This is a genomic window from Bradyrhizobium sp. USDA 4510, from assembly GCF_054059095.1.
The window spans coordinates 9,280,757-9,295,742 of record NZ_JBSSBT010000001.1; the positions used below are offsets into that span (position 1 = coordinate 9,280,757).

Sequence of the window (14,986 nt, forward strand, 5' to 3'; positions counted from 1 at the left end):
ACCCCTCTCAGGCACCCTCTCCCCTTGTGGGAGAGGGTGGGGTGAGGGGTGGCCCCGGGCGAGACGGCGAGAGATAGGGCAATCGTTGATCAGCGTGCGCAGCGGGCGTCGCTAATCCTCATGGAGAGCGGAGCAAGCGGTACCCCTCTCCCCAACCCTCCCCCACAAGGGGGAAGGGAGTCCGACTAGCGCGCTCGCCTCACTGCGTGATGCGACGGGACCGTCGCCGCCTTACATATTCGACCCATGGATCGCGTCAGTCACCGCATCGGTGACTTCCTTCGTCGTCGCCTTGCCGCCGACGTCGGGCGTCAGCACGCCGGCCGCGCACACCTTCTCGACCGCGGCCATCAGGCGCGCCGCGGCGTCCTTCTCGCCGAGATGCTCCAGCATCTGTGCACCGGTCCAGAACGTCGCGACCGGGTTGGCGATGCCCTTGCCGGTGATGTCGAAGGCCGAGCCGTGGATCGGCTCGAACATCGAGGGATAGCGGCGCTGCGGGTCGATGTTGCCGGTCGGCGCCACGCCGAGGCTACCGGCCAGCGCGCCGGCGAGGTCGGAGAGGATATCGGCGTGCAGATTGGTTGCGACGATGGTGTCGAGGCTCTTCGGATTGAGCGTCATCCGCACCGTCATGGCGTCGACCAGCATCTTGTCCCAGGTGACGTCGGGGAAGTCCTTCGCTACCTCGGCCGCGATCTCGTCCCACATCACCATGCCGTGGCGCTGCGCGTTCGACTTGGTCACCACGGTGAGGAATTTGCGCGGCCGCGACTGCGCGAGCTGGAACGCATAGCGCATGATCCGCGTCACGCCGACCCGGGTGAAGACAGCGACTTCGGTGCCGACCTCTTCCGGCAGGCCCTTGTGCGCGCGGCCGCCCATGCCGGCATATTCGCCTTCGGAATTCTCGCGCACGATCACCCAGTCGAGATCGCCGACGCCGACATTGCGCAGCGGCGAGGCGACGCCGGGCAGGATCTTGGTCGGCCGCACATTGGCGTATTGGTCAAAGCCCTGGCAGATCGGCAGCCGCAGGCCCCACAGCGTGATGTGGTCGGGCACATCGGGTGCGCCGACCGCGCCGAAATAGATCGCGTCGAATTTCTTCAGCTCCGCGAGCCCGTCGGCCGGCATCATCACGCCGTGCTTCTTGTAATAGTCCGAGCCCCAGTCGAAGGTCTTGACGTTGAAGCTGATGTCGCCGCTGCGTTTTGCGAGAGCCTCCAGCACGCGGACGCCCGCGGAGATCACTTCGGGGCCGATGCCGTCGGCGGGGATGGCGGCGATGGAATGGGTACGCATGGGTTGTCTCCGGATGAGTGGTTAGCGGGTTCGCATGGGATTTGGTTGCGGTTCGGATTGTGCCGGCGCGCTCTGCGCGCGCGACAGCAGCAGCGTGAGCACGGCCGAGAGCACCAGGAGGCCGGCGACGAAATAAAGACCGCCGTCGAAACTGCCGGTGCGTTCCTTGATCCAGCCGATCATCGCCGGCCCGACGAAGCCGCCGAGATTGCCGATCGAGTTGATGGTGGCGATCCCGGCCGCGGCGGCCGAGCCGGACAAGAACATGGTCGGCATGCTCCATAGCGGCGGCTTCGACGAGGAGATGCCGATATTGACCAGGGTCAGCGCCGCGATCACGGCGGCAAGGCCGGTCCACAGCCCGGCGAGCGCAAGTCCCGCCGCGGCCATCAGGCAGGCCAGCACCACGTGCCAGGTGCGCTCGCCGGTGCGGTCGGAATGTCGCGCCCATAGCACCATTGCGATGACGGCAACCGTCGCCGGTACGGCGTTGAGGAAGCCGACCTGGATCGACGACAGGCCGAACGCCTTGATGATCTGCGGCGCCCACACCCCAAGTGTGTAGAGCCCGGCCGAGGTGCCGAAATAGACCAGAGCCAGCGCCAGCACCCGCGGGTCGGCGAGGCCGCGCCAGATGCTGTGGCTTGCGGTCGTGGCCTTGCCGTCGTTCTCGACCTTCATGGTCTTGACCAGCCAGGCGCGCTCGTCGTCGGCCAGCCATCTGGCCTGCTCCGGCCGGTCGGTCAGGAAGCCCAGCACGACGAAGCCGAGCAGCACGGCGGGCACGGCCTCCAGCACGAACAGCCATTGCCAGCCCTTGAAGCCGAGCAGTCCGTCCATCTCCAGCAGCGCACCGGAGAGCGGCGAGCCGAGCACGGTCGACAGCGGCGCCGCCGCCATGAACAGCGCGGTGACGGCGGCGCGCTGCCGCGCCGGGAACCAGTAGGAGAGATAGAGGATGATGCCGGGGAAGAAGCCTGCTTCGGCGGCGCCGAGCAGGAAGCGCAGCACGTAGAAGCTAGTCGCGCCCTGCACCAGCGCCATCGCCGCCGAGACCAGGCCCCAGGTGATCATCACCCGCGCGATCCAGATCCGCGCGCCGATCTTGTGCAGGATGATGTTGGAGGGCACTTCGAACAGGAAGTAGCCCCAGAAGAAGATACCGGCGCCGAAGCCATAGACGGTCGGCGACAGGCCGATGTCCTTGTTCATGGTCAGCGAGGCGAAGCCGATATTGACGCGGTCGATGAACGCCACGAAGTACAGCAGCATGATGAACGGCACGATGCGCAGTGAGATCTTGCGCAATACGCGCGCGCCAAGCTGGCTTTCCATGGGCTTCTTCCCCCGGGTTCGTCTTGTTTGTTGGGACGGCGCCTGTCGCGCGCCATCGGAAAGCCTAGAAGCTCGCGCCCTTCCGCTTCAACCCACGCCGGTTTATACAAAAAAATGATATAATCGGACCCGGTCTCACTTGGCGTCGTGCCCGGCCATGTGCGGGGCATCCACGTCTTGGCGGCAAAGAAAGACGTGGATGGCCGGGACAAGCCCGGCCATGACGAACGCGGGGCATAAGGAAGCGACATCTTGGAACTGCACCAGCTTCGCTGCTTCGTTGCGGCTGCCGAGGAACTGCATTTCGGCCGCGCGGCGCAGCGCCTGCAGATGATGCCGTCGGCGCTGGGCCGCCACATCAAGCTGCTGGAAGAGGATCTCGGGGTGCGGCTGTTCGCGCGCACCACGCGCGCGGTGTCGCTGACCGAGGACGGCGCTGTGCTGCTGCGCGAGGGCCGCGCGCTGCTCGGCCGCGCTGAGGCGATCGAGAACGGCTTTCGCCGTCGGCTGCGCAAGCCGCAGGCGCGCCGCTTCCGGATCGGCGCGATCGACAGCGCGGCGGCCGGCCTGCTGCCGCCGCTGCTGCGCGACCTCCGCGCCGCCCATCCTGATGTTGCCGTGCAACTGCTCGAGGAGAAGACCATCCGGTTGCTGCCGAAGCTGCTGTCGGGCGCGCTCGACCTTGCGTTCGTGCGCCCGCCGGAGCGGCCCGACCGCCGCATCGAGTTTGTCCCGCTGCTGCAGGAGACCGCCGTGGTGGCGCTGTCGCACAAGCACGCGCTGGCGCGGCGCAAGCAGATCGTGCTGCCCGACATCGCGGATCAGCCCCTGATCGTGCCGGAACGCCGCTCGCGGCCGCACAGCCACGATCTGACGACAAAACTGTTCGCCGAGGCCGGGCTGACGCCGCGTATCCAGGAGATCGCCGACGAGAAGCAGACCATCGTCAACATGGTCGCAGCAAGGCTCGGCGTTGCCATCGTGCCGCGCTGGACCGCACGGATGGCGATATCAGGCGTCCGCTTTGTGCCGCTCCGCCTGAAGCGCGGCAGCAGCGCCGGCCGCCTGCCGCTCGCCGCCGCCTGGCTGAAAGGCTCCCGCGATCCGGTACGCGACCAGGTGATCGCGGTGCTTGAGGCAAGGTTGAAGAGTTACGCGCGCGAGGCGTGAACACGTCTCTCTCTCTCTCTCTTCATTCCGGGGCGTGCGAAGCGCGAGCTCGGAATCCATTCCACCACGCGTTTTGCGGATCGATGGATTCGGGACCTGTGTTGCAAAACGCGGAGCCTCTGTCTTCAACCAATGGAAGGATCATTCGATTTTTCAACCGTGTCGTCGCGAGGCGTGGAGCGCGGTAGTGCCTGTGCCCATTTCGGCGGCAGAAAGTTCCTCGATCAACTGAAACGCATGGTGCGGAAAGTTCCACCACGATCCCGTTCTGTTTCGACCTAATGTGAATCGCGGCGCGATGCTTGCAAGAACCAAAGCAGTTTGATCTCACGCTGTTGCATCGATGTTCCGCTTCAACGGATACGATTGCAGTGCGCCGCCACATAAGCGCCCTTTGTTACTTCTTGAATGCATGTCGAGTAACAACCGAAATCCCGAGCCGCATCATGGCGGCTTTGGACCAAGGGAAAGTGATGATGTGGACAGCCCGACACTGCTCGATCCGTCTGCTTGTTGTGCTTGCGACGGCAGTCTCCTCACTCCCAGCCATGGCTCAGGTGAGCAAGGGCAGTCCTTCCGCCGTGGCACCCGCAGCGCCCGCCGCACCAACTGCGGCACCGGCCTCGTCGAGCAAGGTCTCATTAGGTGCCATTCGGTGGGACAATTGGAGTCTCGACAGTCCCTATGGGCAGGTCCTAGCCGACCCTGGATTGCGCGCGCGCGCTCCGTATTACACAGAGCGTCTGCCGAACGGAAATCTCGGTTTTCCCGGAAACACCGAACGAGCACTGAATGCGGACGTGCATTACGCGAAGTCCGCAGGCTTGGATTATTTCATCTTCGGCTACTACCTGGAGAGTTCGTCCTGGGGACGCGATCCCAGTCGAGCCGTGGCGCTCAATCGGGCGTTGGGAAATTTTCTTCGGCTTCCAGACAAGCTCGGCATCAAATACGCGCTGAATTTCAACCTGTCATTCCCCCCTCGTGATGTGCCGATGGTGAGTGATGCAATCAGCAAAGCGGTAGCCGGGCCGGATTACATGCGGGCGAGCGACGGCTCGGCGCCTGTGTTCTTCCTGCTTGGTACGATGACCCCGTGGATAAAGGGGCTTGGGGGTGAAGAGGGTACAAAGGCGGCCCTGAAGGATATGAGGGATCGGGTCAAGGCCGCGACCGGCCGAGATCTCTACCTGGTTGCCTTGCTCTTCAACCTGTCCGAGACGGAGCCCGTTGCTCACAGGATAGGATTTGATGCGGCGAGTACATATGCGACCGCCCTTGGGTCGAATGGAAAATCCCTGCCGTACGCCAGTTGCGCGGCTCTTGCACAGAAAGCCTGGCAAGCCGAAGCCCAGAATGGTTCTGGAGGCTTCCTGCCAACCGTGACGCTTGGCTGGGATTATCGACCGGCTTTGCGCGATCCTCAGGAACTGAAAACTCGCAAGCCGAATCCGGACTGGTGTCAACCTGCCACCGATGAGGAATGGACACGGCAAATCCGTGCTGCAATCAGTCAGGCGGCCAACAATCCGCGCAACGGTCGCTTCAAGAGCGTTGTGATCTATGCCTGGAACGAGAGCTCCGAAGGCGGCTGGATTCAGCCGACGCTGTCTGAAGGCGTGCGGCGTCTCAAAGTGATCGCCAACGCGGCGGGCCGACGCCCGACACTTCCGCCGTTCAAGCTGGTGTGGCCGACGCGGATCGATCCGAAGGCGTGTGCCGTCGGTTCGTCATCGATCTCAACTACAACGGCTGGCGCCGGATGCAAATCGGCCAGTGATTCGATGACAACTGCGTGGCCATGTCCGCCAGGCATGCAGATTGCAGGCGAGGAATTGCGCCAAGCACCGTCGGAGGATGGAGAAAAAATACCGCTTATCTGGCAGGAGAGGCTCTGCACGCCACAGGGCAAACAGCAGCGATCAGTTAATTGAGTCAATATCGACAGGGGGTTCCCAATGGATGAAGTCTGGAGTGATGAGAATACCTTCGTGATCAACAACATGAAGTTTGGCCTGATCAGGCAGAACTTCAATGATGCCAGGACGACGAAGGATTCCATCGCGATCATCAAGAACCGCGGGATGATTGATCGCTACAAAAGCCTCATTCGCGAGAACGGGGTTACCAATATCCTGGAATTCGGCATCTTCGAAGGTGGTTCGGCTTTGCTTCTTGCCGCGATCGAGGAACGTATCAAGTTCGTCGGGATCGATATCAGACCTGCGAGCCCAGCGGTGCTTGGCCTGATCCGCGACCACGGTCTGACGGACCGCGTCAAATTATACTACAATACGTCGCAAGGCGACACCGCGCGCGTCCAGACCATCATCAGGACGGAATTCCCCGGCCAGCGAATAGATATGATTATCGACGACGCCTCGCATCAATACGAGCTCTCGCGAGCAAGCTTCGAGGCGTCCTTCCATTATCTCAAGAGCGATGGTCTCTATCTGATCGAAGATTGGGCCTGGGCTCATTGGGAGGAGCCCTATCAGACGCAGCAATGGACCGATATGCCCGCCCTCACCAATCTGATCTTCGAGCTCGTCATGCTCTGTGGGAGCCGGCCCGATATCATTTCGGAAATGAGCGTTCAGAAGGCGATAGCCATTTTCCGCAAGGGCGAACAAGAGGTCGGAAACTTCAGCCTGTCAAAGCTCTACCGTCATCGCAACAGGTGGACCCCCGCACTGTGACGATGCGCCCGGCTCTTGCCGGAGAGCACACGAGCTCGATCGCTTCCCCCACAACGCGTTATGCCCGGCCTTGCGCCGGGCATTCACGTCTTGGCTGCATAAAAGGAAGACCTGGACGGCCGCCGGGACGAGCCCGGCCATGACGATGACTGAGCCGAAAGGAATCCCCGCGTCTTGGAACTGCACCAGCTTCGCTGCTTCGTGGCGGCTGCTGAGAACTGCGTTTCGGGCGCGCGGCGCTGCGCCTGCAGACGATGCCGTCGGCGCTCGGCCGCCACATCAAGCTGCTGGCGATCGAGAACGGCTTTCGCCGTCGGCTGCGCAAGCCACAGGCGCGCCGCTTCCGGATCGGCGCGATCGACAGCGCGGCGGCCGGCCTGCTGCCGCCGCTGCTGCGCGACCTCCGCGCCGCCCATCCTGATGTTGCCGTGCAACTGCTCGAGGAGAAGACCATCCGCCTGCTGCCGAAGCTGCTGTCTGGCGCGCTCGACCTCGCCTTCGTGCGCCCGCCGGAGCGGCCCGACCGCCGCATCGAGTTTGTCCCGCTGTTGCAGGAGACCGCCGTGGTGGCGCTGTCGCACCAGCACGCGCTGGCGCGGCGCAAGCAGATCGTGCTGCCCGACATCGCGGATCAGCCCCTGATCGTGCCGGAGCGCCGCTCGCGGCCGCACAGCCACGATCTGACGACAAAGCTGTTCGACGAGGCCGGGCTGACGCCGCGTATCCAGGAGATCGCCGACGAGAAGCAGACCATCGTCAACATGGTCGCAGCAAGGCTCGGCGTCGCCATCGTGCCGCGCTGGACCGCACGGATGGCGATCCCCGGCGTCCGCTTTGTGCCGCTCCGCCTGAAGCGCGGCAGCAGCGCCGGCCGCCTGCCGCTCGCCGCCGCCTGGCTGAAAGGCTCCCGATCGCTGTGCTCCAGGCACGGTTGAAGAGTTACGCGCGCGAGGCGTGAGGGCGCTTCGTTGCGTGATGCCTCGACGGCCGATGAATGATTTTGGCCGGTTGACCTAGGTCAACACGACCTGCGCTGGCCAGGGTGAGCGTGCCCGGCATGGCGAAGCGTCAGGACTGGGTCATGATCGCAGGGTGCGTCGCTACCGCTTTGGCGGTGGTGGCGCTCGTCGCCCTTTTCTCTGCCTGAGCTGTGTCGCCCCCGTAGTGTTACGGGGATGTCCAGCTAGGTCCCGGAGATAACTGGGTAATTCCCAAAGCTCGAACACCGCTGGCACAAACTGCACTGGCTTGCCGAGTTCCTCCCGGCATAGCTTCCCCTTCCAACGTAGGGCGGCGTTATGGGCAACCTACTTTACAGCGTGTTTGTCGTACTGATGGGGCTAAGCCCGGTCATCCTCGTGGCGATTGCCATGTTCATAAATTGAGGGCCAGGGCTGTGTCTTTCGGCGTGCCAACCACTGATCCATTCCGCTGGCGTGCTTAGTTAATAAATCCGCGATGCTTTAACCTGGTGAAAGGTTGGCGTCAGCGCGGGCGTGTACGCTCGCGCCCATGAATTGGGACCTGCTGTATTTCCGCCTCTCGCTCGTCTGGATGGCGATCACCGCTGCCATGCTGGTCTATGTGCTGGTCGCATAGGGCTGCCTCTTCGCATAGGGCAGCCTCTCCGTCGCCGAAGGCGTTCCGCCGGTATTTTCCCCACGCCAATCGGTGATTTGCCGACGGACAACTCAGCAAAACGTGTCAAGTCCCCGCACGGAGCCCATGGGGGCGATCGACACCCGGCTTTCCCGCGCCCTCAGTTCAAGAGAGGGCGGATTGAAAAGTCAAAGCTCGGGCAATTCATATCGCGAGAGCGCAGAAGTTCGTCTTACTCGCGGCTCCACACACTCAGTGTCGTCCCGGCGAAAGCCGGGACCCATAACCACAAATGCCGATTGTTACGCACCGTTGGAATAACGAGTCCCGTCAACAACACCCGCCGCGGCGCATGGGTCCCGGCCTGCGCCGGGACGACACTGAATTTGAGGCGCGCAGGCGGGCCTCGCAATCTGCACCACGGATTCGCCGTTGTCTCGGCCTTCGCCAGGACGACGCGGAGAGAACTGCGCACGGGTCTGCCTTCGCTCCGGCGCAGGTAGCCAACGGTTCCCATCCAGGCAGGTTTCCGGCAAAGCTGTTTCCGGCAAAGCTGTCGACCGGGACGTCACTCTGCCGGCGCGGCTCAAATCTCCCCGGTTTTGCGGGTCCGCCATGAGTTCCTCCTTTGTAGACTCGCGTTATGTTATAATATAACAGTCGTTCCATGGCGCATACGCATACCCACGAGGACCACCATCACGGCCACGCCCCCCACGGGCACAGCCACGCCCCGCACGCGCATCCGGCGCAGGCCGCGCACTGGTCGATCCTGCGCATGCCCGTGCCGGGCCGACTGCTCGCGGCGCTCGCGGTCAGTGCCTGCCTGTGGGCTGTCGTCTGGCTGGCGATGAGGTGAGACCGGTGGCTGCTCTTGTTACCTTCCGTGACGTCACGCTCGGCTATGACCGCCACCCGGCGGTGCATCATCTCAATGGCGCCGTCGAGGCCGGTGCGCTGCTCGCCGTGATCGGCCCGAACGGCGCCGGCAAGTCGACCCTGCTGCGCGGCATCGCCGGCGTGCTCAAGCCGCTGTCCGGCGTGATCGATCTCGACGGGCTGGATCATCGCGACATCGCCTATCTGCCGCAGTCTGCCGACATCGACCGCAGCTTCCCGATCTCGGTGTTCGATTTCGTCGGCACCGGGCTGTGGCGCTCCACCGGGTTCTTCGGCGGCATCGGCAAGGCCGCGCGCGAGAAGATTTTGGCGGCGCTCGCCGCCGTCGGCCTCAACGGATTCGAGAACCGCCCGATCGGCACGCTGTCCGGCGGCCAGACCCAGCGCATGCTGTTCGCGCGCGTGCTGTTGCAGGACGCCCGGCTGATCGTGCTCGACGAGCCGTTCAACGCCATCGACGCCAAGACCACCGCCGACCTGCTGGCGCTGGTGAAGCGGTGGAACGGCGAGGGGCGCACCGTGCTGGCGGCGCTGCATGACCTCGACATGGTGCGCAACAATTTCCCGGAGACGCTGCTGCTGGCGCGCGGCCCGGTCGAATGGGGACCGACCGCCGAGGCGCTGACGGCGGACAATCTGATGGTCGCGATGCGGATGTGCGAGGCGTTCGACGATAGCGCCGCGGCCTGCGCCGCTGATCCACGCTCGCGGGCCGCCTGACGCCGATGCTATCCGACGCGCTGGTCACGCCCTTCACCGAATTCGAATTCATGCGCCGCGCGCTGGCGGCGGTGATCGCGCTGTCGCTCGGCGGTGCGCCGATCGGCGTGTTCCTGATGCTGCGGCGGATGAGCCTGGTCGGCGACGCCATGGCGCATGCGATCCTGCCGGGGGCGGCGATCGGCTTCCTGCTGTCCGGGCTCAACCTGTTCGCGATGACGACCGGCGGCCTGATCGCGGGCTTTGCCGTGGCGCTGCTCGCCGGCCTCGTCGCCCGCACCACCGAATTGAAGGAGGACGCCTCGCTTGCGACCTTCTATCTGGTCTCGCTCGCGCTCGGCGTCACCATCGTGTCCATCAAGGGCACCAATATCGACCTGCTGCACGTGCTGTTCGGCAACATCCTGGCGATGGACGACCAGACGCTGCTGGTGATCGCGTTCAACGCCACCCTCACGCTCCTGGTGCTCGCGGTGATCTATCGCCCGCTGGTGATCGAATGCGTCGATCCGGTGTTTTTGCGCACCGTGAGCCGGGCCGGCGCGCCGGCGCATCTCGCCTTCCTCGCGCTGGTCGTGGTCAACCTCGTCAACGGCTTCCACGCGCTCGGCACGCTGCTCGGCGTCGGACTGATGATCCTGCCCGCGGGCATTGCGCGGTTCTGGTCGCGCGACATCACCACCATGATCTGCATCGCGGTGGCGAGCGCGATGCTGTCGGGCTATGCCGGACTCGTGCTGTCGTACCAGACCCGGATTCCCTCAGGCCCCGCGATCATCCTGGTTGCGGCGGGGCTCTATATTGTGTCGCTGCTGTTCGGCAATGTCAGCGGCCTGGTGCGGCAGCTGTTTCCCGGCCGCCATCTCGAGGCGTGAGTACGATGCGGCGATTGTTCGGTTTGATTGGTCTGGCGCTGCTGCTGGCGAGTGGACCGGCGCGCGCCGCCGAACGCATCAATGTCGTCGCGAGCTTCTCGATCCTCGCCGACATGGTGCGCAATGTCGGCGGCAATAATGTCGACGTGACGGCGCTGGTCGGGCCCGACGGCGACGCGCATGTCTACGCGCCGACGCCGGCGGATGCCAAGAAGGTCGCCGACGCCAAGCTCGTGGTGATTAATGGTCTCGGCTTCGAGGGCTGGATGCCGCGGCTGCTGCAGGCCTCGGGCAGCAAGGCACCGGTCGCGGTGGCGACCAAGGGGATCATGCCACGGAAGATGGGCGGCCATGACGATCCGCATGCCTGGCAATCCGTGGCCAATGCGAAGATCTACGTCGTCAATATTCGCGACGGGCTGATCGCCGCGGCCCCCGACCAGACAGCCATCTTCAAGGCCAATGCCGACGCCTATCTGGCCAAGCTCGAGGCGCTCGACCGCGAGGTGCATGAGGCGGTGGCGAAAGTGCCGGAGGCGCGGCGCAAGGTGATCTCGACCCATGGCGCCTTCGGCTATTTCGCTGACGCCTACGGCGTCACGTTCTTCTCGCCGCTCAGCGTGTCCACGGATTCCGAGCCCAGCGCGCGCGATATCGCCGCCATCATCGCCCAGATCAAGGTTGCGAAAATTCCGGCAGTTTTTCTCGAAAATATCAGCGATCCCCGCCTGATCGAGCGGATCGCGGCCGAGACCGGCGCCCGGGTCGGCGGCACCCTGTATTCGGACGGTTTGACGGCCGAAAAGGGCGATGCACCCACTTACATTGATATGGTCAGGCACAATATAAAGGCCCTGACCAGCGCGCTCGCCGAGTAGGGCAGGGGCCTCCCTGTCTGGGTTGAGCGCGGACCAGCATGATCCGGAAAAGTGGGGTCCGGTTTTCCGATAAGATCATGTTCAAACAAAGAGTTCCTTCGGAGTTGTTATGGCTGAAGCTTCGCAAAAAATTCCTGTGACCGTGCTGACGGGCTATCTCGGCGCCGGCAAGACCACGCTGTTGAACCGCATCCTGTCGGAAAACCACGGCAAGAAATACGCCGTCATCGTCAACGAATTCGGCGAGATCGGCATCGACAACGACCTCATCATCGGCGCCGATGAGGAAGTGTTCGAGATGAACAATGGCTGCGTGTGCTGCACGGTGCGCGGCGACCTCGTCCGCATCATGGACGGCCTGATGAAGCGCAAGGGCAAGTTCGACGCCATCATCGTCGAGACCACCGGCCTTGCCGATCCGGCGCCGGTCGCGCAGACCTTCTTCGTCGACGAGGACGTGCAGAAGAACGCCCGGCTCGACGCGGTCGTGACCGTCGCCGATGCCAAATGGCTGAGCGACCGCCTCAAGGACGCGCCGGAAGCCAAGAACCAGATCGCGTTCGCCGACGTCATCGTGCTGAACAAGACCGACCTGGTCTCAAAGCCCGAACTCGCCGAGGTCGAAGCCCGCATCCGCGGCATCAATCCCTATGCCAAGCTGCACCGCACCGAGCGTTGCCAGGTCGGGCTGACCGACGTGCTGGAGCGCGGCGCGTTCGATCTCGACCGCATCCTGGAGATCGAGCCCGATTTCCTCGAGGCCGGCGACGATCACGACCATGATCACGATCATCATCAGCATGACCATGATCACCACCACCATCATGATCACGACCATGGCCATGGCGGGTTGAAGCATTATCACGACGAGGACATGCAATCGCTGTCGCTGCGTTCCGAGAAGCCGCTCGACCCGACCAAGTTCATGCCCTGGCTGCAGCAGCTCGTCGCCACCGAGGGCCAGAAGATCCTGCGCTCGAAGGGCATCCTCGCCTTCACCGGCGATGACGACCGCTACGTGTTCCAGGGCGTCCACATGATGCTGGAGGGCGACCATCAGCGGAAATGGAAGGACGGCGAGAAGCGCGAGAGCCGCGTCGTGTTCATCGGTCGTGAACTGCCCGAGCAGGTGATCCGCGACGGCTTCGAGCAGTGCATCACCACGTGATGAAAGAGTTCGATCCGGGCGAGGCCCCTTCTTCCATCGTTTCGATCACCGACCGCGTCAAGCCGCTGCCGCTCGGCGCGGCGGTGAGCTCGGTACATTTCCTCGGCGACCGCGCGTTCTTCGTCGGCGCCGAGGAGGGTGTTGCGATCGCGACCGCCGAAGGCGAGATCACACGGACGCAGACGCATTTCGGCGCCATCCTGTGCGCCGCCTCCGACGGCAAGCGGCTCGTCACCGGCGGTGACGACGGCAAGCTGGTCGCGATCGACGCCAAGGGCGAGACCGCTGTCATTGCGACCGACGCCAAGCGGCGCTGGATCGACAACGTCGCCCTGCACAGCGAGGGCACGCTGGCATGGTCGGCGGGCAAGACCGCGTTCGTGCGCAATCCCAAGGGCGAGGAGAAAACCTTCGAGGTACCGTCGACCGTCGGCGGGCTTGCTTTTGCGCCGAAGGGCCTGCGGCTTGCGATCGCGCATTACAACGGCGTGACCTTGTGGTTTCCCAACATGGCGGCCAATCCGGAGTTTCTGGAATGGGCCGGCTCGCATCTCGCCGTCATGTTCAGCCCGGACAACAAATTCCTCGTCACCGCGATGCACGAGCCCGCGATGCATGGCTGGCGGCTCGCCGACAACCGGCATATGCGGATGAGCGGCTATCCTGGCCGGGTGCGCTCGATGTCATGGAGTGTCGGCGGCAAGGGGCTCGCGACCTCGGGCGCCGATACCGTGATCGTCTGGCCGTTCACCAGCAAGGACGGCCCGATGGGCAAGGAGCCGGCGATGCTGGCGCCGATGCCGGCGCGGGTCGCCGTGGTCGCCTGCCATCCGAAGAACGACATCATGGCGGTCGGCTATGCCGACGGCACCGTGCTGATGGTCCGGCTCGAGGACGGCGCCGAGATCCTGGTGCGCCGGAACGCCGGCACGGCGGTGTCGGCGCTCGGATGGAATGCCAAGGGCACGCTGCTCGCCTTCGGCACGGAAGATGGTGACGCGGGCATCGTGGAAATGTAAGAGATCGCGGCAGACGAAGCGTTTTCGAGCGAAGTGAGTACCGGATCGCATGAAGAAAACGCGTCAAAAGACGAAGCTCGCGCCGGGGCCGCAGCGTCATGCGATTTCTCACCACGTTCCAGCTCGCCGACTTCATCGACACGCTGGTCAGCCTGACCACGGCCTTTGTATTCGGCACCCTGATCGGCGCTGAGCGGCAGTACCGGCAGCGCACCGCGGGTCTGCGCACCAATGTGCTGGTCGCGGTCGGCGCTGCCGCCTTCGTCGACCTCGCGATGCATCTGGCCGGCGCCGACGGCGCGGTGCGGGTGATCGCCTATGTGGTGTCGGGAATCGGTTTCCTCGGCGCCGGCGTCATCATGAAGCAGGGCATGGATGTGCGCGGCCTCAACACCGCGGCCACGCTGTGGGCCTCGGCCGCGGTCGGCTCCTGCGCCGGTGCCGACCTCGTGGCGCAGGCGGCGGCGCTGACCGTGTTCGTGATCGCCGGCAACACGCTGCTGCGTCCGCTGGTCAACGCCATCAACCGCATCCCGCTGAACGAGAAGGCCTCGGAGGCGACCTACTACTTCAAGCTCGCGGTTACCCCGGAAGCGCTGCCAGACATGCGCGATCGCCTGGTCGAGAAGCTGGAGGCCGCGAACTACCCTGTTGCCGATGTCGACGTGGTCGAGGCCGGCGACGACTTCCTCGAGATCGTGGCGACGCTGGTCTCGACCGCGGTCGAGCCCAACGAGCTGAATGCCGTGGTGGTCGACCTGCAGCATCAGCCCGGCGTGCGGCACGCGACCTGGGAAGTCAGCACCACGGATTGAGCCGAGGTTCCCGCAGGCACCGCTTCGGAACCATGCCGTGGCGGGATCGTTGACCCCGTGGACAAGGCGCAGGTGAACGAGATGGCTGTGGATCGGACCAGGTTGCGAATCGACATGCTGATCGCCTCGACGCTGGTGGCAGCGGGCGTTGCGATCGCGGTGCTTTCGCGCTGCACGCGATCTATGCCGCTCCGCCGCAGGAGATCGCGCAGGCGACCCAGCCGCTGCAACCGACGCCGACGCCGGAGCCGCAGCAGACGGCGCCGCCGGCCGAGTCGAAGCCGGGCGGCGAGCGGCCGACCACGCCGGCGCCGCAGCCGGCGCGTCCCGACGATGAGGCACGGAAGGCCGGCGCCAAGCCGGTGCTGCCGCCCGCGCCCGCGGAGAAGACCGCGCCGCCGATCGAGAAAAAGTAAGCGCGCCGCGGCCCGCATTGTGACGCGGATTTGACGGACGCTGCCGATTATACGGTCTCGCCTCCGCCACCGGCACACTCCATAATC

At 64.4% G+C, this 14,986-nt stretch carries 13 protein-coding genes and 1 pseudogene; 11 read left to right on the top strand and 3 right to left on the bottom strand.

The annotated features are described in order from the left end of the window. Window positions 1–231 precede the first annotated feature (231 nt). The gene (locus ACVMDN_RS43215; protein ID WP_076827718.1) at window positions 232–1,305 is read right to left on the bottom strand and encodes a tartrate dehydrogenase; all 1,074 of its coding nucleotides are present in this window, start codon (window positions 1,303–1,305) and stop codon (window positions 232–234) included. A gap of 21 nt (window positions 1,306–1,326) precedes the next feature. After that, a complete protein-coding gene (locus tag ACVMDN_RS43220; protein ID WP_076827716.1) occupies window positions 1,327–2,640 on the bottom strand; it encodes an MFS transporter in 1,314 nt (437 codons plus the stop codon). A gap of 252 nt (window positions 2,641–2,892) precedes the next feature. Here ACVMDN_RS43220 and ACVMDN_RS43225 point away from each other — a divergent pair, with 252 nt between their 5' ends. The 11 genes and pseudogenes from ACVMDN_RS43225 to ACVMDN_RS43275 all read left to right on the top strand — a co-directional run bounded on the left by ACVMDN_RS43225 (window position 2,893) and on the right by ACVMDN_RS43275 (window position 14,483). Then, entirely contained in the window at window positions 2,893–3,810 is a 918-nt protein-coding gene (locus ACVMDN_RS43225) for a LysR family transcriptional regulator (protein ID WP_076827714.1), read from the top strand. Window positions 3,811–4,256: 446 nt separating this feature from the next. After that, window positions 4,257–5,744, top strand: coding sequence for a glycoside hydrolase family 71/99 protein (locus ACVMDN_RS43230; RefSeq protein WP_141343173.1), 1,488 nt, complete (start codon window positions 4,257–4,259; stop codon window positions 5,742–5,744). 69 nt (window positions 5,745–5,813) lie between these two features. Then, window positions 5,814–6,509, top strand: coding sequence for a class I SAM-dependent methyltransferase (locus tag ACVMDN_RS43235; protein WP_456828479.1), 696 nt, complete (start codon window positions 5,814–5,816; stop codon window positions 6,507–6,509). Between the two features lie 174 nt (window positions 6,510–6,683). After that, a pseudogene (locus ACVMDN_RS43240) lies at window positions 6,684–7,467 on the top strand (LysR family transcriptional regulator). Window positions 7,468–8,775: 1,308 nt separating this feature from the next. Next, window positions 8,776–8,967, top strand: coding sequence for a hypothetical protein (locus tag ACVMDN_RS43245; protein ID WP_057016232.1), 192 nt, complete (start codon window positions 8,776–8,778; stop codon window positions 8,965–8,967). Window positions 8,968–8,972: 5 nt separating this feature from the next. After that, on the top strand, window positions 8,973–9,728 hold the full coding sequence (locus ACVMDN_RS43250) for a metal ABC transporter ATP-binding protein (protein ID WP_028332852.1): 756 nt from the start codon (window positions 8,973–8,975) through the stop codon (window positions 9,726–9,728). 5 nt (window positions 9,729–9,733) lie between these two features. After that, window positions 9,734–10,603 (top strand): metal ABC transporter permease, encoded by an 870-nt coding sequence (locus ACVMDN_RS43255; protein ID WP_016842589.1) that lies wholly within the window; start codon window positions 9,734–9,736, stop codon window positions 10,601–10,603. A 5-nt stretch (window positions 10,604–10,608) separates the two neighbouring features. Further along, window positions 10,609–11,481, top strand: a complete 873-nt coding sequence (locus tag ACVMDN_RS43260; protein WP_076827710.1) for a metal ABC transporter substrate-binding protein — start codon at window positions 10,609–10,611, stop codon at window positions 11,479–11,481. 109 nt (window positions 11,482–11,590) lie between these two features. Then, complete coding sequence (locus ACVMDN_RS43265) at window positions 11,591–12,649, top strand: CobW family GTP-binding protein (RefSeq protein ID WP_076827709.1); 1,059 nt, start codon at window positions 11,591–11,593, stop codon at window positions 12,647–12,649. Then, window positions 12,649–13,668 carry a WD40 repeat domain-containing protein gene (locus tag ACVMDN_RS43270; protein WP_076827707.1) on the top strand — a complete coding sequence of 340 codons (1,020 nt, stop codon included), beginning with the start codon at window positions 12,649–12,651 and terminating at the stop codon, window positions 13,666–13,668. Before ACVMDN_RS43265 ends, ACVMDN_RS43270 begins: the two co-directional genes overlap by 1 nt. Window positions 13,669–13,766: 98 nt before the next feature. Next, window positions 13,767–14,483 carry an MgtC/SapB family protein gene (locus ACVMDN_RS43275; RefSeq protein ID WP_038384367.1) on the top strand — a complete coding sequence of 239 codons (717 nt, stop codon included), beginning with the start codon at window positions 13,767–13,769 and terminating at the stop codon, window positions 14,481–14,483. Window positions 14,484–14,664: 181 nt separating this feature from the next. Here ACVMDN_RS43275 and ACVMDN_RS43280 read toward each other — a convergent pair whose 3' ends face one another. Continuing rightward, window positions 14,665–14,841: a hypothetical protein gene (locus tag ACVMDN_RS43280; protein WP_456843681.1), complete on the bottom strand. Its 177-nt coding sequence runs from the start codon at window positions 14,839–14,841 to the stop codon at window positions 14,665–14,667. Window positions 14,842–14,986 lie beyond the last annotated feature (145 nt).

Excerpts from the sequence above, each read along its gene's own strand:
- ACVMDN_RS43215 (WP_076827718.1), bottom strand. The coding sequence starts at position 1,305 with ATGCGTACCCATTCCATCGCCGCCATCCCCGCCGACGGCATCGGCCCC.
- ACVMDN_RS43220 (WP_076827716.1), bottom strand. The coding sequence starts at position 2,640 with ATGGAAAGCCAGCTTGGCGCGCGCGTATTGCGCAAGATCTCACTGCGC.
- ACVMDN_RS43230 (WP_141343173.1), top strand. The coding sequence starts at position 4,257 with ATGGCGGCTTTGGACCAAGGGAAAGTGATGATGTGGACAGCCCGACAC.
- ACVMDN_RS43235 (WP_456828479.1), top strand. The coding sequence starts at position 5,814 with ATGAAGTTTGGCCTGATCAGGCAGAACTTCAATGATGCCAGGACGACG.
- ACVMDN_RS43245 (WP_057016232.1), top strand. The coding sequence starts at position 8,776 with ATGGCGCATACGCATACCCACGAGGACCACCATCACGGCCACGCCCCC.
- ACVMDN_RS43255 (WP_016842589.1), top strand. The coding sequence starts at position 9,734 with ATGCTATCCGACGCGCTGGTCACGCCCTTCACCGAATTCGAATTCATG.
- ACVMDN_RS43260 (WP_076827710.1), top strand. The coding sequence starts at position 10,609 with ATGCGGCGATTGTTCGGTTTGATTGGTCTGGCGCTGCTGCTGGCGAGT.
- ACVMDN_RS43265 (WP_076827709.1), top strand. The coding sequence starts at position 11,591 with ATGGCTGAAGCTTCGCAAAAAATTCCTGTGACCGTGCTGACGGGCTAT.
- ACVMDN_RS43270 (WP_076827707.1), top strand. The coding sequence starts at position 12,649 with ATGAAAGAGTTCGATCCGGGCGAGGCCCCTTCTTCCATCGTTTCGATC.
- ACVMDN_RS43275 (WP_038384367.1), top strand. The coding sequence starts at position 13,767 with ATGCGATTTCTCACCACGTTCCAGCTCGCCGACTTCATCGACACGCTG.